The sequence below is a fragment of the Leclercia sp. 29361 genome, assembly GCF_011290365.1.
Taxonomy (GTDB): Bacteria; Pseudomonadota; Gammaproteobacteria; order Enterobacterales; family Enterobacteriaceae; genus Enterobacter; species Enterobacter tamurae.
The window spans coordinates 2626656-2645035 of sequence record NZ_CP049786.1 but is presented as its reverse complement, the minus strand read 5'-3'; the positions used below and the strand labels follow the sequence as shown (position 1 = coordinate 2645035).

Sequence of the window (18380 nt, the reverse complement as noted above, 5' to 3'; positions counted from 1 at the left end):
GTGTTGTGCAAAACACACGGTTAATCAAATAGTTTCAGTGCCGGGGCAAAACCGGCCGATATCAACTTTCCGACGGAAGTTGTTTGCATTTCACTGTTCTGAAACAAATAATTACGCATCTGCTCGTTACCCATCATTTCAAAGGGGATCTCATGAAGCATCCGGTTTCGTTGATTTGTTCTGCCCTGTGGTTGTGTGGCTTCTCTTCTTATTCCTTTGCTGCGGATGTGCCTTCCGGGACGACGCTGGCGCCGAAGCAGGAGCTGGTGCGTCATATTAAAGATGAACCGGCCTCGCTGGATCCCGCCAAAGCGGTGGGGCTGCCCGAGATTCAGGTGATCCGCGATCTGTTTGAAGGCCTCGTCAATCAGAACGAAAAGGGTGAACTGGTTCCAGGGGTTGCCACCCGCTGGCAGAGTAACGATAACCGCGCCTGGACCTTCACCCTGCGCGAGAACGCCCGGTGGTCTGATGGTACCCCCGTCACCGCACAGGATTTTGTCTACAGCTGGCAGCGCCTGGTGGATCCGAAAACCACGTCGCCGTTCGCCTGGTTTGCAGCGCTGGCGGGGATCAGCAACGCGCAGGCCATCATCGATGGCAAGGCTACGCCGGATAAGCTGGGCGTGACCGCAGTGGATAACAGAACCCTGCACGTACAGCTGGATAAACCGCTGCCGTGGTTTGCCAACCTGACGGCGAGCTTCGCCTTCTACCCGGTACAAAAAGCTAACGTGGAGAGCAGCGCGGAGTGGACCCGGCCCGGTGCGCTGGTGGGCAATGGGGCATACATTCTGAAAGACCGGGTGGTCAATGAGAAACTGGTTGTTGAGCGCAACACTCATTACTGGGATAACGACAAAACGGTGCTGCAGAAAGTGACCTTTATCCCGATTAACCAGGAGTCGTCCGCCACCAAGCGCTACCTGGCGGACGATATCGACATCACCGAGTCATTCCCGAAAAACCTCTACCAGAAGCTGCTGAAGGACATTCCGGGCCAGGTCTATACCCCGCCGCAACTCGGCACCTATTATTATGCTTTTAACACCCAGAAAGGGCCAACGGCGGATGCGCGGGTGCGTCTGGCGCTGAGCATGACCATCGACCGGCGGATTATGGCCGAGAAAGTGCTGGGCACCGGTGAGAAACCGGCATGGCATTTCACGCCGGACGTCACCGCAGGCTTTACCCCTGAGCCATCTCCCTTCGAGCAGATGAGTCAGGAAGAGATGAATGCGCAGGCCAAAACGCTGCTGCAGGCAGCGGGCTACAATGCACAGAAACCGCTTAAGCTGACACTGCTGTACAACACCTCGGAAAACCACCAGAAAATCGCTATCGCGGTGGCATCAATGTGGAAAAAGAATCTTGGCGTCGATGTGAAGCTGCAAAATCAGGAGTGGAAAACCTATATCGACAGCCGTAACACCGGTAATTTCGATGTGATCCGCGCTTCGTGGGTGGGGGATTATAACGAGCCGTCGACGTTCCTCTCGCTGTTGACCTCCACGCATACGGGTAATATCTCCCGCTTTAACGATCCGGCGTATGACAAGGTAATTAACCAGGCGTCGCTTGAGACTACCGTTAAGGCCCGCAATGCGGATTACAATACGGCGGAGAAAATCCTCGCCGAAAAAGCGCCAATTGCGCCGATCTATCAGTACACCAACGGGCGCTTAATCAAACCCTGGGTGAAGGGGTATCCGATCAACAACCCGGAAGATGTGGCGTACAGCCGCACAATGTATATCGAGAAGCATTGACGGGGCCTGCGTAAGACAGACTCTGCTGTAACCGGAACTGGCGCGATTATCAGCGCCAGTTTTCATTTAACAGTCAATTATAACTGCGCCCATTCTGATTTTTATTTTCCCTTATTAAATTCGCTGCGGCATCTATAAACCTCATTCATTTAACAAAGAAGAAGTATTGAGTATGAAAATAATACCCTGCTTTTTGTGGGGGACGTCTCTTTTTCATTCCGGCGAGAATGATTAAAGCCCTGAATATATAATTGCTATTTGATATTGCGTGTTGTGGGAAATTAACGATATCTGTTAGAGGGAAGTCTAGTTTTGGACCACGAGTTAGTTGATTCATTCTAATTAATTGGTCTAATATCGACCCCGGCGAACAAATGTAGATTTACTTAATAACTATTCCTTAAGGAAAAGGGACTGCTATGGCTGATACATTTCAGAATGAGGTGCCCAAGGCACGCATAAATTTAAAACTAGCCCTCCACACCGGCGGCGCTCAAAAGAAAGTCGAACTGCCGCTGAAGCTTCTTACTGTTGGGGACTTCAGTAATGGTAAAGAAAACCGGCCGTTATCCGAACGTGAGAAGATAAACGTCAATAAAAATAATTTTGACAGCGTACTTTCGGAATTTAACCCGGAAATTAACCTGGATGTGCAGAACACGCTGGCGGGTGAGGGTTTAGAAGAAAATATCCGACTGCAGTTTTCCAGCATGAAAGATTTCGAGCCAGAACAGGTTGCCCGTCAAATTCCTCAACTTCGCGCCATGCTGGCGATGCGTAATTTATTACGTGATTTGAAATCCAATCTCCTTGATAACGCCACTTTCAGAAAAGAACTCGAGAAAATTCTCAAGGATCCGGCGCTGTCTCAGGAATTACGCGACGAAATGAGTGCGCTTGCCCCGAAATAAAATGCGGGCATCTCTTTTAATGGATTAACCGGGAATATGCTGATGTCTGTGAATACTGAAACTGGCTCTGCTCAGGGGCAAACCACCGTACTGGAAAAAGAGGGCGTTTACGCCTCCCTGTTTGAAAAAATTAACCTCACCCCGGCGTCCAGCCTCGGGGATATTAATACGTTTCTGGATGATGCCGCGCTGGCCGATGCGCCTGCGGGCGAGCGCCTGACGGCCGCCATGCAGGTGTTTATGGACTGTATCCGTAAATCTGGCCAGCAGGTGGAAAAGCTCGACAAAACGCTGATCGATCACCATATAGCCGAACTGGACTTTCAAATAAGCCGCCAGTTGGATGCGGTGATGCATCATGAAGAATTCCAGAAGGTAGAGTCCCTGTGGCGCGGCCTGAAACAGCTGGTGGACAACACCGACTACCTGACCTGGCGCCGTGACCCGCTGCAGGCACATTTCTTCGGAACCCTGAACGCCGGTGAGGAACTGTGGGAACGGATCCGCACCCTGCTGAAAGAGACTGCACCGGACACGGCCGTGCTGACCTGCATGTACCGGACCCTGCAGCTAGGGTTTGTTGGTCAGTATCGCGCTCAGCATGATGAGCGTCGTGAAGATATTGTTCGCGCACTCGCGGAACGGGTGCCGGCCTTCACGCTTGCACAGGATGCTCCCATTGTTGCCCGGGCATCACGCCTGCGCAGCGGTCTTCGCGGGTACTGGCTGACCTGGGTTGTGGCCGCTGTCGCCTTGGTGGCGCTGTGGTTCTTCCTTTCGTCCTCGCTTACCAAACTGGTAAGCCAGATCGTCAGGCCGGGGTAAGCGATGCGGGATGCGTACCGAAGTCTGTTAACTGCCCTGGGTGCCGTGCTGGTGCTGTGGCTCATTCTGGGATTCTGGCCACTGTCCACGGGTAGCCGTGTGGCACTCAGCCTGCTGGTTGTTCTGGTGTCGGGGGTATGCGTACCATCGTGGAAATGAAGCTGTCACAGGTCAGCCAGCGCTTACACCGCCACTACGGCCTGACTACCCACATCGATGAATCGCTGTATGACGCGCTGACCGCCGCCTGCCTGCTGCCGGATACCGGCGCACGCAACGTCGACAGCCTGCTCAATCAACAGATTCTGCCGGTGCTGAGCCAGCAGCTGCTGACCCATATGGCGGCGAAGCAAAAGCCGCAGTCTCTGACGCTGGGATGGAATGATGAAGAAGGGATTGTGCTGGAGTTTGCCAATGTCTGAAGAAACTCAGGATCAATTCAATATAAAAGAAGGTGGTATCAGACTACTCACTCTTGGTGAGATAAAGTTGGCTCAATCTGTTTTTCTATCCACTATTGATTATTCGAAAGTATGGATCCACAGAGAGAGTTATCTTCCTTTCAATTTACAGGATAAGAATACGGCGATGACCCCAAATGGGGAGATCTATTTTCGTGATTTATATTTCGATGATTTCTCACAGACAACCGACAGTTTTCAGCATCTTTTCATCCATGAAATGAGTCATGTCTGGCAGCGTGAAAAAGGAATGAATGTGATCTTCAGAGGGCTGGTGAGCTGGATGGTGAGTTACCGTTATACCCTTGATGGTCGTCTCTTAAGCGAATATCCGATGGAGCAGCAGGCGCAGATTATTGCAGATAATTTTGTTTTACAGACATTTGGGTATGAAATCTGGAGTCACCTTGAAAATAAAAGATATCCCGATATTACGCTCGACGGGGATACTTCTGAGTCGGTGATACGTGAGGGATATAAAAATGCTTTGAGGGGTTTTCCATGGTGAGAAGTAACTATTTTATTAAGCTTAACTCTTTGTTGTTAGCGTTTTTTTGTCTTCCAATCCTGACGGGATGCCCTGGACCAGGTGACAGATTTCGTTTTGATGAAACTGCACTGGTGAGTAAAAAGGGTGATAATGTTTGCGTGAATATTGATAATGCACAAGATTATCAGCCAGTAGATATGGGTATCAATCTGCGAGGGACGCCTTCAAAGGAAAAAGATTTTAATTTTTCTCCCGGCCTTAAGGTTATTGAAGGTGAATTATGTATTCCTCCATCTTATTTTCATTTTGAAAATGGTAGCAAGTATATTGTTGAGTTTGTACTTCATCCAACACTTGATAATAAAGAGGCGAGAAGCTTTGTCGTTGGTGTCGGTATTAATAATAATCAAGTGTATAATTTTCCTTTGACAGATCGCGAATTCTCAAGGCCGTATGGTTCAATTAAGGTGCCAGAATAGCAAGTGTAATAAGTGTCCGCATTTATTTTTTTTGTAAATATATAGCTTAATCTTTTGTTTCCTGACGTTGGGGTGGCTAATAGATTGAAATTTTTCATCTTATTTCTGTTTGTTATCGTTGGTGTTCTATTTCTACCTGAGGCTTTTATTCACATATCTGTTAAGCCTTTTATTCTTATTAGTGATGATGAGAAATATGCGGTGGATAATTTTGAAATGATCTCACTGCTAATAAAGGCCTTTATGTACGCTGCCGGAGCTGGAGTAGTCATCACTCTTTTTTGTACTCGCTGAGTACCCCGATTAAACCTGCAATGTGCTCGTCGGCAATAGCGTCATGGACAGCAGGTTATCCCATGGAGTCAATATCATGAGTCTGACCGATACGCTTAAAAATACCCTGTCTGCATTAACTGAAAGTGGGCTGAACCGCTACCGCCTGGATATTCCATCCTGCACAGCAGCACTGGATGTGGAAAGTTTCACCGGCAAGGAGTTTATGAGTGAGCTTTACTACTATCAGGTTATCTTTACCAGCAGTGACCTGAATATCAGTTCAGCGCAACTGCTGACCAGGCCTGTCACGCTGACCATTGGGACAGGGCCGCTGATGGGGCTGACCGGGCAGAAAGTGGTACATGGCGTGGTGACGCATTTTAAGCGTATCAGTGGTTCACGTGACCAGGCGACATACCAGATCATTATTGAGCCGTTCTTGTCGCTGCTGCGCAAACAATTCCGTACCCACCGCTTTTTCGTCAATAAGTCGGTCCCGGAAGTTGTCACCGAAGTATTGCAGGAACATGGCCTGAAAGGCTGGGAGTATGAGTTCACCCTCAAAGCCGATTATCCGAAGCGTGAGCAGATAAACCAGTACAAGGAAAGTGACCTCGCTTTCATAGAGCGCCTGCTGGCCGAAGTGGGGATTTTCTACTTCTTCAGCCTGCAGCCGGAAACGCAAACCGAAGTGGTACACTTCGCGGATAAACAGAGTGCATGGACCTTCGGTAAAACGCTACCTCTGAACAGCCCGTCAGGGATGAATGACAATAAAGCCGATTCTGTATGGGGCGTAAACGTCCGGCAAAATGTGGTTGAGCGATCTGTCACCGCCAGTGATTACAACCACCGTGAAGCCCAGAATGTCCTGAGCTCTGTACCGGCGGACATGACCCGTGGTGAAGGTGATGGTGTGACTTACGGCGAGGTTTATCACTACCTGCCGCGTCATCTTGAACGTGGCGACAAAATCACACCTTCAGCGGAAACCGGCAACTTCTGGGCCCGCCTCGAGCACGAGCGTTTTCTGTCGGGGCAAACGACTGTCAGCGGATGCAGTAATGATGCCCTGCTTTCTCCGGCTCAGGTGCTGACCATCAGTGAACTGGCGATCCCGCCGACTTTACCCTCAGAAACGGATAATGGCATTATCATTACCCGCACGGGTTATATTGCCAGCCGTAAGAATGCTCTGTTAGTGACGTGGGAAGGTATGCCTTATTACGAAAACCGTTGCTGGCGTCCGGCTCCTAAAAAACGCCCTGTGGTTAGCGGTACCCTGATGGCGCGCGTGACCAGCGCCAAGGATAACGACATCTACGCCTGGCAGGATGCATCTGGCATGTACCGGGTGAAATTCGATGCTGATCGCGACGATAAACGCCAGGGCATGGAAAGTATGCCCGTACGCTTTGCCAAACCTTACGGTGGTGACAAATACGGCTTCCACTTCCCGCTGATACAGGGTACTGAAGTCGCCATTGCGTTCCACGAAGGCGATCCGGATCGACCGTATATCGCCCATGCCCTCCACGATTCCCGCCACGTTGACCACGTCACTGAGGCCAACAGCACGCGCAATGTTATCCGCACAGCTGGCCTGAACAAGCTGCGAATGGAGGACAAGCGCGGCGAAGAGCACGTTAAACTCAGTACTGAATACGGAGGTAAAACGCAGCTCAATCTGGGGCATAATGTCAATGCAGACAAAGGATTACGTGGTGAAGGTGCAGAGCTGCGAACTAATGACTGGGTCAGCGTTCGTGGAGGCAAGGGGGTTTTGCTTTCTGCAGATGCTCAGCCTGACGTCGGCAGTAAAATGCTTGAAATGGACAGGGCTGTAGAACAACTGGAGCAGGCACTCACGCTGGCAAGAAGCCTCCAGGCTGCTGCGAAAGGGGCACAGGCGACAGTATCTGACATCGACAGCCAAAAGACGCTAAACAGCTCACTGAAATATCTGAAAATGCCAGGATTGCTGGCAAGTGCTCCCGCTGGAATAGGCATTCTCAGTCCTGAGGCTGTCCGGCTTGCTTCAGGCGGGGCAAGTATTGGCCTCATGTCAGGTAAAAACACGGATATCAGTACCGGGCAATCATTCACTGTAGCGGCAAGCGAAGCTGTAAGTTTGTTTGCACAGGCCGCAGGAATGAAAATGTATGCTGGAGCTGGGAAGGTTGATATTCAGGCGCAGGCGGATGCCATGAATGTCTCAGCATTACAGGACATTGCTGTCGCCAGTGGTCAGGGGAGCGTGAAGGTAAATGCCAGCCAGGGACTGGTTTTAAGTTGTGGGGGCGCTTATATAAAGCTTAGCGGCGGGAATATTGAACTGGGATGTCCGGGGAATATCTTGCTGAAAGCGGCCAATGTTAACCAAACAGGACCTGCCACACTTGATACTCCACCTCTTACTTTCCCTAAGGGGTATGGCGGAACGTTTACTGTTACCGATCCTGAATCAGGTGATATCAAACCATTCACGAGTTATAGAGTCATCTCTTCAGATGGTGAGGTATATGAAGGAATATCTGACTCGTCAGGGAAGACTGCACCTTTTTATTCATCGACACCTGGTAATGTAAAAATTGAGTTTCCACGTGAGCAAAAGGATGAAGGTCTAGGTCATTGGGTTACCGTAGAACATGATTATCATGGTTTGAAAAATGCTGCCATCATGTCTATCAATCGACTTACATCAATGGGTGATTCTGGAAGGGCATTTTTTACTGAAGGTAAAGATTTTATGCATACAAAACGGGATAAAATTCAAGAATGGAGTCCGTTACCTTCTGATGCTGATGAAAATACGATAAATAATTCGGCGGTTCATCGTTATGGAGAGCAGAGACGGATAACGCAAACATTTCTTGAGGGGGATGATGCATGGCAAGTTAGTGGGACATCATGGCACTGGATGCCAGTTGTTGCAGATGAACTCTATGAGATCAAGGATAGCAAGTGAAACTAAACTTCAGTAAAGTCTGTTTATTCTGGGGGGGGATGGATGCTTTTTATGTCATCCGTTTTATTTGGTTAAACATAGAACAAGGGCTTATTCCTTTTGCTGATGATATTGTAAATTTCAATCAGCTTTACTCAGAGTATGGAGGTGGGGGTTGGATTTTATTAATGTTTGTTTTATCAATGATGTTAAACATGTCTATAGTGGTGTCTGCTATTCTTCTTATAATAAGTTGGAGTAAAATACGTTTTTTAGTGTTTTTGCAAATACCATTTAGAGTGCTGTTGATTGTCCCATCTATTTCCGTTATTCCTTGGCTATTGAAACAGTTCCATGTTAATAGCATAGTGTTTATTATTATTTTGCTTGTATTCTCTGAATCCACTAAATTTTTATCTTTTATGTTAACCAAGAACATAAAAAAGTAAGGGGGGCTCATGTCCAATAATTTTTTGATCACCTCTATTACTCATAGTAACGCTGTTGCGGTGTCTGGAAAGCAGAAACCGTATTGGGTCGAATTTCAATTGGTTGATGAGCAGGGTGACCCCGTGGCGAATATGCCATGGACTGTTGAAAGTTCGCATCCTGTTTCCGGACCAGTCGATAACTTTACGTATACAGGTCAAAGTGACTCAGATGGACTTATTCGAGTTGATATGCCCCATGGACTAGAATTGGTTCTGAAATTAGAATCGACTGCTTTAGTAAATGAAATGGAGAAGAGAGCGCTTCGCCCAAGTAGAGATGCAGAAACCGATTCTTTAGTTAGACAGCCTGCAGTAGATGCCGGTCATATCTGGCATTACGCCGTAGTCGGTGAACTTAGTACAGGTTATCCTAATATCGAATTACATAAAGGCGAAACCTTACCATCCTTCCATTTTCCACCTAACAAGTCTTTCAAAGGGCTTACCGTCCGGACAAATGAACTTGAAAAGCGGCATATTATTGAAATTTGCCCTTTTAGAGCATGGGAGTTGTTATTGCATCACCAGAATGAATATTCAATGGCAAATGCCATCAACCTCGGAGCAAGTGCCTCTCTGGCTTATGCCGATGATAAAGCACTCCGGCCGGAATCAATAACACGATTTTATATAAACCAGTGCCAAGATTTATCGCGTTTACCTCTGACCTGCCCCCAGGATTAGATACAAGGCTCAGTTAGTAATGTCGGATCCTTCACTCTCAGAATTACCCTTTCTCCAGCTCGCTGCAAATTCAGACGGCGTCTGATAATTCAGCGTGGAGTGCGGGCGACATTCGTTATAATCCTGACGCCATTCGCTGATGGTTTTCCTGGCATGATTGACGTCGCTGAACCAGTGTTCATTCAGGCATTCATCGCGAAAGCGTCCGTTAAAACTCTCAATAAATCCGTTCTGCGTCGGCTTGCCGGGCTGGATAAGTCGCAGCTCCACTCCATGCTCAAAGGCCCACTGATCGAGCGCGCGGCAGGTAAACTCCGGGCCCTGATCGGTTCTTATCGTAGCCGGATAGCCGCGAAACAGCGCAATGCTGTCCAGAATACGCGTGACCTGCACGCCTGAAATCCCGAAGGCAACAGTGACCGTCAGGCATTCCTTTGTGAAGTCATCGACGCAGGTAAGGCACTTGATCCTGCGACCAGTAGCCAGCGCATCCATGACGAAATCCATCGACCAGGTCAGGTTGGGCGCCTCCGGGCGGAGCAGCGGCAGACGTTCTGTTGCCAGCCCTTTACGACGACGTCTGCGTTTAACGCCCAGCCCGTTCAGATGATAAAGGCGGTACACGCGCTTGTGATTAACCAGAAGCCCTTCACGGCGCAGTAACTGCCATATGCGGCGGTAGCCAAAACGCCTGCGCTCCAGTGCCAGTTCAGTAATGCGCCCTGATAAATGGGCATCAGCCGCCGGACGCTGAGCGTCATAGCGGCAGGTCGACAGGGACAAACCTGTGAGTCTGCAGGCACGACGTTGCGACAGACCGGTCGCATCACACATCAACACCACGACTTCGCGCTTCTGGTCTGTCGTCAGTACTTTCGCCCAAGAGCCACCTGAAGCGCCTCCTTATCCAGCATGGCCTCGGCGAGCAGCTTCTTGAGTCTGGCGTTCTCTTCCTCAAGCGACTTCAGGCGCTTAACCTCAGGCACCTCCATGCCGCCATACTTCTTACGCCAGGTATAAAACGTGGCGTCGGAAATGGCGTGCTTACGGCAGAGTTCACGGGCAGAAACTCCGGCTTCAGCCTCGCGGAGAATACTGATGATCTGTTCGTCGGAAAAACGCTTCTTCATGGGGATGTCCTCATGTGGCTTATGAAGACATTACTAACATCGCGGTGTATTAATCAACGGGGAGCAGGTCACCTCAGCTCCATAAAGGCGGTTTTAGTTACAATACACTAGTGCAGGATGTACCATTTAGCGAGCGATATAATCCTCCTGTTTTCATGGATACCTCTAGAGACACGTCGAAGACTGATAATAAAAGTGGCAGCACCTCTGAAGGGGGGAATTCAGCAAAACCAGAGGGTGATACTCAATTGTATTATGTTTACAATACAGATAAAGTCATTGTCGCATGGAGAGGGACTGCAGGCTTGTACGATGTCGGAACGGATCTGGCATTTAGTCCTGTTAGCACTGAGGTATGTGATGTAAATAAAACTATGTGCACAAACTTGAGTCCTGCTGGAAAAGTGCATGATGGATTCCTAAGTGGATATAGTAGATCTGAACGGCTTTTTCTTCTGAGTTTGATGAGCTCTTAACTTTGATTAGAGCACGAAATTTATTTGTATGCGGCCATAGTTTGGGTGGAGCGCTTGCATTAATTTACTCTGCTGCGCTAAAGTCCGAAAAACCTTTGCTCTATACATATGGTATGCCCCGTACCTTTACCAAGGCGGCAGTACAGCAGTTATCAGAAATCACCCATTTCCGTCATGTAAATGATAATGATCCCGTTCCAGCAGTTCCACCCGAAGTGAGTCTAGATAATGCATTATATAACCTCTGGGGACCACTTGGGAAAACTTTAGGGATGTTGTGGTCTGTAGGAGAACTTCTGGCTTATCAAGCTATGTCTTGGGGGGATTGCTTCTGGCACCATGGTAATCCAGTTGTATTTCTGACTGCGACACAAAGTCGTGAGTGGCAAGAATGTAAAACAAGTTTGCCCGTACCGGCTGGTTGCATAAATTTAAAAAGGCTTCTTCCGATAAAAGCTAAATTATATCTTGTTCCTTCTTTTTCAGACCAAGAGATGCAAACTGCAGGCCGTAAACAAAAGGAGTTCAGAAAGTCCCTAACGGCTAGCAAGTTGGAAGAGATTTTTCCTGACGGACAAAACCCCGACCGTGGAGTAGATTTAACGTTTGGCGATCATTTCATGACTTCGTATATGCCTTACATGAATAATAAATTATTGGAACTAATAGATAACGAAGGATTGGTTGAAAAGCGGAATTTTACTGAGCATCTATATAATGTAGATCGTTTTAAAGAGCAAATGTTGGTACATAAAGATGAAATCCCTGAAAAGGAATATGAAAGAAATGAGATATTCCTTGATATAGAAGGGTTATTGAAAGCATCACTATCACCCACTCTCTCTGAATCTTATGGGAATGATGCGCTAGTTCGATTTGCCATTTATGGTGATGAGGTGATTGAAAATGCGTAATAAAAATAAATTCATTTTTTTACCGCTTGTCTTTTTTATAGTCGGAGGTTGTAGTCATGCCACAAGCAATGCAATTTCCCCTCCAGCGGATACCAAATGGGTAACTGTTGAGGTTAGTAATCCTTCAAAATACACAAGACCATTTCCTCTTGAAGTTAGATATATTTCACGTGAGTGCCAGAAAAAAAGAGTGAACGGATTTGATGGTTCTGTGGATGCGGAATCAAGCTATAACATTATTAAAGTACCTTTGCAACAGCAGAATGGTGATAAATGGAAAGGTACAGTCGCTATGACTGGCGGGGGGGAGTGTGTATGGAGCTTAAGCGCAATCAATGTGGGTATTGAATATATAGATGCTACACATCTTGGGAATGATTTAGTACCTGGGACTGCGGTTGGTGTAACTATTGCTTTTGATGCTGATGCTGCGCGGAATGGACAATTTGATACAGTGGCGGGGAATGATTTTAATTACACTCCAAAATACTATCCTTTTATAAAAAAATGGAATGATAGCCCTCAGTCTACTATGCGGGATAAATTATATCTTTTCGGTAAGGAAGAGGCGTTTTGGAAAGTGAAGTTGGACTATAAACCTAACGAAAATGTTTTAATAAATTACAATCCCTCTATAGACGAAAGTAAAAAAGTAATGATGATATTCCCTAATAAGAAGGGGAAAGATGCCATGTACTCTTTTGTCTATCCAGATGGGAGCGTCATTTCATCAAAGAACACAGCACCTGATTTTAACAAAGTCAACGGTTCTGGTGGGAAATAATCTGCGAATCAACTTTGTTTTTTCTCTTTGGAAGAGACGTGATTTTGCTTACCAGAATAAAATTAATGATGCTGCTTCTGGCGATTTTTATGGCAGGAGGGTGCAGTCGAGTGACCAATGGAGCACTCTCGCCGCCTGTAAATGCCAAATTTATAGCTATAGAAATCGCAATCCCTCTCATTACACTAAACCGTTTCCGCTTGAGGTCAGATACATCTCGTATGAATGCATGAAAAAGAGAATCAGTGGATTTGATGGCTCAGTTGTTACAGAGCCAAGCGATAATGTTATTGGGGACCTCATGCGGCAAGATAGCGGGGAGGCCTCATTCAGGTAAAAACAGGGATATCAGCACCGGGCAATCATTCATAGTAGCGGCAAGCGAGGCTGTAAGTTTGTTTGTACAGGCTGTAGGAATGAAAATGTATGCAGGGGCAGGGAAGGTTGATATTCAGGCACAAGCTGACGCCATGAATGTCTCAGCATTACAGGACATCACTGTCGCCAGTGGTCAGGGAAGCGTGAAGGTAAATGCCAGCAAGGAACTGATTTCAAGTTGCGGTAGTGCTTATATAAAGCTTAGTGGTGGGAAGACTGCACCGTTTTACTCATTGACACCTAGTAATGTAAAAATTGAGTTTCCACGTGAGCAAAAGGATGAAGGACCTGGGCATTGGGTTACTGTTGATCATGATTATCACGGGTTGAAGAATAGTGCAATTATGGCAATCAACCGCTTAACTTCTATGGGAGATGAGGAGCGTATTTTTAATTCTGAAGGGACGAATTCCATTAATGGATGATATATTTCCTTTTTACGGTATTTATCCTCAGCAAAAGGCATATTCGCTAGTCCTTTTTTCATTTTCATTACTATTGAATATATCGATTGTATTTGTCTGCTATTATTTTTTAAAAAAGTGGAAGTATGTGAATTGGATAGTTCATTTTCAAACACCATTCAGATTGTTCTTCATAGTTCCCTCTATTTCGATATTGCCATGGATGTTCAAAACTATGTCAATCAAAGTCGGAACGATATTTATTGTCGATGTATTCTTATTAGATGTAATTAAGGTTGGAACATTTTATCTTACAAGAAATAAGAGTTTGTGATTTTTTATCAAACCTGAATAAAGAGGGAGATTTATGGCAGGTAATTCATTAGTGACATCTGTGACACATACTGAGGCAAAAGCTACTGCGGGAAAGCAAAAACCTTATTGGGTCGAATTTCAATTAGTTGATGAGCAGGGCGATGCTGTGGCGAACATGCCATGGACTGTGGAAAGCGCTCATCCTGTTTCCGGGCCGGTGGAGGGGTTCACTTATTCTGGTCAGAGCGATGCTGACGGGCTAATCAGAGTTGATATGCCGTATGGTCTTGAGCTGAAACTGACACTTGACAGTAACCAACTGACAAAGGAAATGGAAAAGCGCTCTCTTGGCGTGGGTAGAGACCCTCTAAAAGACTCGATTGTTCGCCCAAAAGCCGAGGGAAGAGGCTATGTGTGGCACTACGCTGTTGTGGGCGAATTATGTCATGAAAAACCTGGTTTAGAGCTAAGAGACGGGGAAGAGTTACCCTTATTTCATTTTCCAGTCAGTAGTTCATTTAAGGGCGTTAAGGTCAGAACAAATGAACTTGAAAAACGCCATGTGATCGAAATTTGCCCGTTCAGAGCCTGGGAGCTAGTGCTCCATCACCAGAACGATTACTCTATGGCCAATGCCATCAATTTAGGGTTGGCCTCTGATTTAGCATATGATGATATAGATATCATTACGAAGTATTTTATTAATAAATGTCAGGACCTGTCGACGATACCATCCAGAAAAATCGGCAAATCGACAATTAATGCTTTAGTTGTAGATGTTCCCTATTCTAATAGATATTTTCTTCCAATAGATATTGATTCGACCAAAGCTGATGATCCTGAAGGAGATACGCAGCTTTATTATTTCTACAACAACAATAAAATAGTCATAGCATGGCGCGGGACTGCCAGTCTGACTGATGGGATAACTGATGCTTCTTTCAGGCCAGTAGAGTCCGATAGTTGTAATATCAAATCTGAATGTACTTCATTAGTTCCTGCTGGGAAAGTACATACGGGATTTTGGGCAGGCTATACCTTAATTGAAAGAATGTTTGAAAATCAGCTTAATGAACTTAGCAATAAAATAGAAGGTAGGGATTTGTTCATTTGTGGTCATAGCTTAGGAGGAGCGTTGGCATTAATCCACTCGGCAAGATTAAAGGAAAGCAAACCGCTTCTTTATACTTATGGTATGCCAAGAACGTTCACTAAAAATGCTGTAGATGCATTATCAAGTATTACTCACTATCGGCATGTAAACGATCAAGACCCAGTGCCATCAGTTCCACCTGAAGCTGATCTGGATAATCAGTTATATAAATTATGGGGGCCTTTGGGAGCAACGCTTGGTTTTTTATGGTCTGTCGCTGAACTTACTGCCTGGCAAATTGTAGAGTGGGGTGACTGTTTTTGGCACCATGGTAATACGGTCGCATTTTTAACAATAACCCAAAGCAGAAAATGGCAGCAGTGTAGTATTGAGCTTCCTTACCCAAGAAATTGTATGACCATTCAGGCAAGACTTCCTGAAAAAGTTAAGCTCTATCTTGTACCGTCGCTGGCACTCCAGGAAGCTAAGCAATCCGGGCAAGATCAAAAGGCTTTTAAAGCTTCGCTTACTAAGGAGGATCTTCAAGAATTTTTCCCCGAAGGCATGAATTCAAATAGAGGGATGCCTGCGAATGTTGGAAATCACCTTCTGACATCATATATGCCCTATATAAATAATAAATTGTTAGGCTTAGCTTATGAAAAAGGGTTTAGCGATGGAAAGTCCTTCACTGAACATGCCGAGAAAGTAGCATCCTTTAATTTACAAATGGCCCACTATTCAGGTGAAATCCCTAAGAATGAGCTTGACAGAAATAAAAAGTTTCTTTCGATCGAGGATTTGCTAAAAAATTCGCTTAGCTCAACCCTCTCAGCAGCATCCGGTTCTGATGCTCTTAAAAGATTTGGCCATTATGGTGAAGAGGACATGGAAAATGTTTAAGAGATTAAATTCATTCGTCTTGCTCCAGTTTGCTTTATTGCTAAATGGATGCGCTCAGGCAACTGACAGAACATTATCACCACCATCGAATTCTGATTGGGTTAATATTGAGATAAAAAATCCATCTTCGTATACAAAGCCTTTTCCTCTTGAAGTGCTTTACACATCAACGACGTGTAAACGTGAGTTGATGAGTATGCGGGATGGCAAACAATATGAGAAGGTGGGGTATAATCCAGTGAAAATCCCACTTCAGAATCAACATGATTCAGATATTTGGATCGCAAAAATAGCAAAAGATGGTGGTGGAAAATGTAACTGGAAACTGAGTGAATTCAATCTGGGTATTGAATACGTTGACGCTACTCATCTTGGTAAGGGGCTAGTGCCAGGAACCGCGGTTGGCGCGACAATGGCGTTTGATGACAATGCAACAAAATGTGGTCGATTTGATATATTTAAAGGTTCGGAACTTATTTTGGCTCCTGCGTATTACCCTTTAATAGATAGTAATAAAGATATCAGTGTGGATGATACCTTAAATTTATTTGGGAAGGTAAATTTTATACAAAAGAAGATAGTATCTTCTGCCAAAAATCTTCATATAAAGTTTGCGCCAACTCTTGATGAGTCTAAAATAGTCAGGATGATTGCTCCAACAGAACAAAAAGTTGGGGTGTACTATAAAATTATCTACCCTGATGGCACGATTGTGTCTGATGGAACAACTCACCCTGATGTAAACAGATTGAAGGATTAATATCAGCAGCATCCGGTTCTGATGCTCTTAAAAGATTTGGTCATTATGGTGAAGAGGACATGGAATATGTATAAGAGATTAAATTCACTCGTCTTAATCCAGTTTGTTTTATTGCTAAATGGATGCGCTCAGGCAACTGACAGAACATTATCACCACCATCGAATACTGATTGGGTTAATGTTGAAATAAAAAATCCTTCTTCGTATACAAAGCCTTTTCCTCTTGAAGTATTGTACGTATCTACGACGTGCAAGCGTGAGTTGATGAGTATGCGAGATGGTCAGCATTATGAGAAGGTGGGACTCAATCCAATAAAAATACCTCTTCAGGAAAAGAACTCATCCGGTGTATGGATCGCAAAAATAGCAAAAGATGGTGGTGGTAAGTGTAACTGGAAATTAAGTGAGTTCAATTTGGGTATTGAATATATTGATGCTACTCACCTAGGGAAGGGTTTAGTTCCGGGAACTGCAGTTGGCGCAACAATTGCGTTTGATGACAATGCAACCAAAAATGGTCTATTTAAAGTATTTGAAAATCCTGAACTTCTTTTATCTCCAACGTACTATCCCTTGGTACAAAATAATAAACGCATCAATGCAAACGATATGTTGAATTTATTTGGTGAGAAGGATTTCATGCAAATAAAAATGGTTTCTCCCGCCAAAGTTATTCAGGTGATATTTAAACCAACTCTTGATGAATCTAAACTTGTTAAGATGATTGCTCCAAAAGAGCATAAAGTCGGAGCGTTTTATAAAATCATCTATCCGAATGGAACTGTCGTATCTGATGGAACGACTCACCCTGATGTAAACAGATTAAAGAATTAATTTATGCGTAAGTGTATAAGTAAGGTATTCCTCAGCACGCTGACGTTCTCTATTGTTGGCTGTGTCAATGCGGATGATCGTACACTGTCACCCCCTGTGAATACTCAGTGGATTAATGTTGAAGTAAGGAATCCCTCATCATATACACAACCATTTCTTCTTGAGGTTTTGTATGTTTCGACTTCATGTAAGCGTAAGTTTATGAGTATGCGGGATGGTCAGCATTATGAGAAGGTGGGGTATAATCCACTTAAAATCCCATTTCAGAAACAAAGTGATTCAGATATATGGGTCGCAAAAATAGCTAAAGATGGCGGTGGTAAGTGTAATTGGCAATTGAGTGAATTCAACTTGGGTATTGAATATATTGACGCAACTCACCTTGGTAAGGAAATGGTGCCGGGAACTGCAGTTGGCGCAACAATTGCGTTTGATGATAATGCAACAAAAAATGGTCTATTTAAGACGGTTCATGGTGATATTAATTTGTCTCCGATATATTATCCATATATAAGGGAGGGAAGATTAAACTCTACAGAAACTACTTTGTCACTTTTAGGTGAGAAAAGTTTTATTTCCTTGAAGGCTGATGGTACTAATAAGATTAGTTTTATTCCTAGGTTAGATGAATCAAAAGTTACTCGGTATATTGGAGTGGCAAAGAAGGAGCCTGGCTCATACGCGAAGATAATTTATCCGGATGGAAGCGTAGCGCCAGAAGGTACAATAATTCCTGGTTTTAATAAAATCAATGCAAAGTAACTGCTAAATAAATATAGGTGTTTATTATGTCCAATGGCATCGTATTGATCGGAGACAAAAATTCTCACGGCGGAAAAGTGATCTCCGCCTCTTCCAATATTACTGTCGACGGGAAAAAAGCCGCATTGGTGGGTGATATGGTGAGTTGTCCGGTAGATAGGCATGGAACTAATCCTATCGTGGAAGGATCACCGCACCGGACATTTAACGGCCGGGCTGTTGTCGTCGATGGCTGCAAATGTCAGTGCGGTTGTACTGTAATTTCAAGTGCTCAGAACAGCACGGTAGGATAAT

General features: G+C 45.2%; 18 protein-coding genes and 1 pseudogene. 18 read left to right on the top strand and 1 reads right to left on the bottom strand.

Going from position 1 to position 18380, the window contains the following annotated elements:
* Positions 1–152 precede the first annotated feature (152 nt).
* The 10 genes and pseudogenes from G7090_RS12575 (at position 153) to G7090_RS12530 (ending at position 9333) form a co-directional block, all read left to right on the top strand.
* Entirely contained in the window at positions 153–1769 is a 1617-nt protein-coding gene (locus tag G7090_RS12575; protein ID WP_166182653.1) for an ABC transporter substrate-binding protein, read from the top strand.
* A gap of 419 nt (positions 1770–2188) precedes the next feature.
* On the top strand, positions 2189–2680 hold the full coding sequence (gene tssB, locus G7090_RS12570) for a type VI secretion system contractile sheath small subunit (RefSeq protein ID WP_166182652.1): 492 nt from the start codon (positions 2189–2191) through the stop codon (positions 2678–2680).
* A gap of 42 nt (positions 2681–2722) precedes the next feature.
* Positions 2723–3505 (top strand): DotU/TssL family secretion system protein, encoded by a 783-nt coding sequence (locus tag G7090_RS23780; RefSeq protein ID WP_242685321.1) that lies wholly within the window; start codon positions 2723–2725, stop codon positions 3503–3505.
* Positions 3506–3508: 3 nt separating this feature from the next.
* Positions 3509–3664 (top strand): hypothetical protein, encoded by a 156-nt coding sequence (locus G7090_RS12560; protein WP_166180979.1) that lies wholly within the window; start codon positions 3509–3511, stop codon positions 3662–3664.
* Positions 3643–3927: pseudogene (locus G7090_RS12555) on the top strand (type VI secretion system ATPase TssH); the annotation flags it as partial. The gene G7090_RS12560 and the pseudogene G7090_RS12555, both read left to right, overlap by 22 nt.
* Entirely contained in the window at positions 3920–4474 is a 555-nt protein-coding gene (locus tag G7090_RS12550; protein WP_166182650.1) for a type IV secretion protein Rhs, read from the top strand. The pseudogene G7090_RS12555 and the gene G7090_RS12550, both read left to right, overlap by 8 nt.
* Positions 4468–4935: a putative T6SS immunity periplasmic lipoprotein gene (locus tag G7090_RS12545; protein ID WP_242685320.1), complete on the top strand. Its 468-nt coding sequence runs from the start codon at positions 4468–4470 to the stop codon at positions 4933–4935. Before G7090_RS12550 ends, G7090_RS12545 begins: the two co-directional genes overlap by 7 nt.
* 370 nt (positions 4936–5305) lie before the next feature.
* Positions 5306–8179: a type VI secretion system Vgr family protein gene (locus tag G7090_RS12540; RefSeq protein WP_242685319.1), complete on the top strand. Its 2874-nt coding sequence runs from the start codon at positions 5306–5308 to the stop codon at positions 8177–8179.
* Complete coding sequence (locus tag G7090_RS12535) at positions 8176–8607, top strand: hypothetical protein (protein WP_166182649.1); 432 nt, start codon at positions 8176–8178, stop codon at positions 8605–8607. The genes G7090_RS12540 and G7090_RS12535 overlap by 4 nt, the downstream gene beginning before the upstream one ends.
* 9 nt (positions 8608–8616) lie before the next feature.
* Entirely contained in the window at positions 8617–9333 is a 717-nt protein-coding gene (locus tag G7090_RS12530) for a hypothetical protein (protein WP_207630071.1), read from the top strand.
* A gap of 9 nt (positions 9334–9342) precedes the next feature.
* Here the strand turns inward: G7090_RS12530 and G7090_RS12525 are convergent.
* Positions 9343–10463 (bottom strand): IS3 family transposase gene (locus G7090_RS12525; RefSeq protein ID WP_118929462.1). Its coding sequence is split into 2 segments (ribosomal slippage): positions 9343–10205 and positions 10205–10463, totalling 1122 coding nucleotides; the frame shifts between segments, so codons are not numbered across the junction.
* A gap of 478 nt (positions 10464–10941) precedes the next feature.
* On the opposite strand from G7090_RS12525, the gene G7090_RS12520 reads away from it, so the two are divergent.
* The 8 genes from G7090_RS12520 to G7090_RS12485 all read left to right on the top strand — a co-directional run bounded on the left by G7090_RS12520 (position 10942) and on the right by G7090_RS12485 (position 18379).
* A complete protein-coding gene (locus tag G7090_RS12520) occupies positions 10942–11853 on the top strand; it encodes a lipase family protein (RefSeq protein ID WP_242685318.1) in 912 nt (303 codons plus the stop codon).
* Entirely contained in the window at positions 11846–12637 is a 792-nt protein-coding gene (locus G7090_RS12515) for a hypothetical protein (protein ID WP_166182648.1), read from the top strand. Before G7090_RS12520 ends, G7090_RS12515 begins: the two co-directional genes overlap by 8 nt.
* A 254-nt stretch (positions 12638–12891) precedes the next feature.
* The gene (locus G7090_RS23775; protein WP_242685317.1) at positions 12892–13440 is read left to right on the top strand and encodes a DUF2345 domain-containing protein; all 549 of its coding nucleotides are present in this window, start codon (positions 12892–12894) and stop codon (positions 13438–13440) included.
* Between the two features lie 346 nt (positions 13441–13786).
* The gene (locus G7090_RS12505; protein WP_166182647.1) at positions 13787–15730 is read left to right on the top strand and encodes a lipase family protein; all 1944 of its coding nucleotides are present in this window, start codon (positions 13787–13789) and stop codon (positions 15728–15730) included.
* Entirely contained in the window at positions 15723–16490 is a 768-nt protein-coding gene (locus G7090_RS12500; RefSeq protein ID WP_166182646.1) for a hypothetical protein, read from the top strand. The genes G7090_RS12505 and G7090_RS12500 overlap by 8 nt, the downstream gene beginning before the upstream one ends.
* A 66-nt stretch (positions 16491–16556) precedes the next feature.
* Positions 16557–17324, top strand: a complete 768-nt coding sequence (locus G7090_RS12495) for a hypothetical protein (protein ID WP_166182645.1) — start codon at positions 16557–16559, stop codon at positions 17322–17324.
* Between the two features lie 3 nt (positions 17325–17327).
* Positions 17328–18086, top strand: a complete 759-nt coding sequence (locus G7090_RS12490) for a hypothetical protein (RefSeq protein ID WP_166182644.1) — start codon at positions 17328–17330, stop codon at positions 18084–18086.
* Between the two features lie 26 nt (positions 18087–18112).
* Positions 18113–18379, top strand: a complete 267-nt coding sequence (locus G7090_RS12485) for a PAAR domain-containing protein (protein ID WP_166182643.1) — start codon at positions 18113–18115, stop codon at positions 18377–18379.
* The last annotated feature ends 1 nt before the right edge of the window (position 18380 follow it).

What these genes read in the sequence shown, in the direction of transcription:
- G7090_RS12575 (WP_166182653.1), top strand. Translation starts at nt 153, where the DNA reads ATGAAGCATCCGGTTTCGTTGATTTGTTCTGCCCTGTGGTTGTGTGGC.
- tssB (WP_166182652.1), top strand. Translation starts at nt 2,189, where the DNA reads ATGGCTGATACATTTCAGAATGAGGTGCCCAAGGCACGCATAAATTTA.
- G7090_RS23780 (WP_242685321.1), top strand. Translation starts at nt 2,723, where the DNA reads ATGTCTGTGAATACTGAAACTGGCTCTGCTCAGGGGCAAACCACCGTA.
- G7090_RS12560 (WP_166180979.1), top strand. Translation starts at nt 3,509, where the DNA reads ATGCGGGATGCGTACCGAAGTCTGTTAACTGCCCTGGGTGCCGTGCTG.
- G7090_RS12550 (WP_166182650.1), top strand. Translation starts at nt 3,920, where the DNA reads ATGTCTGAAGAAACTCAGGATCAATTCAATATAAAAGAAGGTGGTATC.
- G7090_RS12545 (WP_242685320.1), top strand. Translation starts at nt 4,468, where the DNA reads ATGGTGAGAAGTAACTATTTTATTAAGCTTAACTCTTTGTTGTTAGCG.
- G7090_RS12540 (WP_242685319.1), top strand. Translation starts at nt 5,306, where the DNA reads ATGAGTCTGACCGATACGCTTAAAAATACCCTGTCTGCATTAACTGAA.
- G7090_RS12530 (WP_207630071.1), top strand. Translation starts at nt 8,617, where the DNA reads ATGTCCAATAATTTTTTGATCACCTCTATTACTCATAGTAACGCTGTT.
- G7090_RS12515 (WP_166182648.1), top strand. Translation starts at nt 11,846, where the DNA reads ATGCGTAATAAAAATAAATTCATTTTTTTACCGCTTGTCTTTTTTATA.
- G7090_RS23775 (WP_242685317.1), top strand. Translation starts at nt 12,892, where the DNA reads ATGGCTCAGTTGTTACAGAGCCAAGCGATAATGTTATTGGGGACCTCA.
- G7090_RS12505 (WP_166182647.1), top strand. Translation starts at nt 13,787, where the DNA reads ATGGCAGGTAATTCATTAGTGACATCTGTGACACATACTGAGGCAAAA.
- G7090_RS12500 (WP_166182646.1), top strand. Translation starts at nt 15,723, where the DNA reads ATGTTTAAGAGATTAAATTCATTCGTCTTGCTCCAGTTTGCTTTATTG.
- G7090_RS12495 (WP_166182645.1), top strand. Translation starts at nt 16,557, where the DNA reads ATGTATAAGAGATTAAATTCACTCGTCTTAATCCAGTTTGTTTTATTG.
- G7090_RS12490 (WP_166182644.1), top strand. Translation starts at nt 17,328, where the DNA reads ATGCGTAAGTGTATAAGTAAGGTATTCCTCAGCACGCTGACGTTCTCT.
- G7090_RS12485 (WP_166182643.1), top strand. Translation starts at nt 18,113, where the DNA reads ATGTCCAATGGCATCGTATTGATCGGAGACAAAAATTCTCACGGCGGA.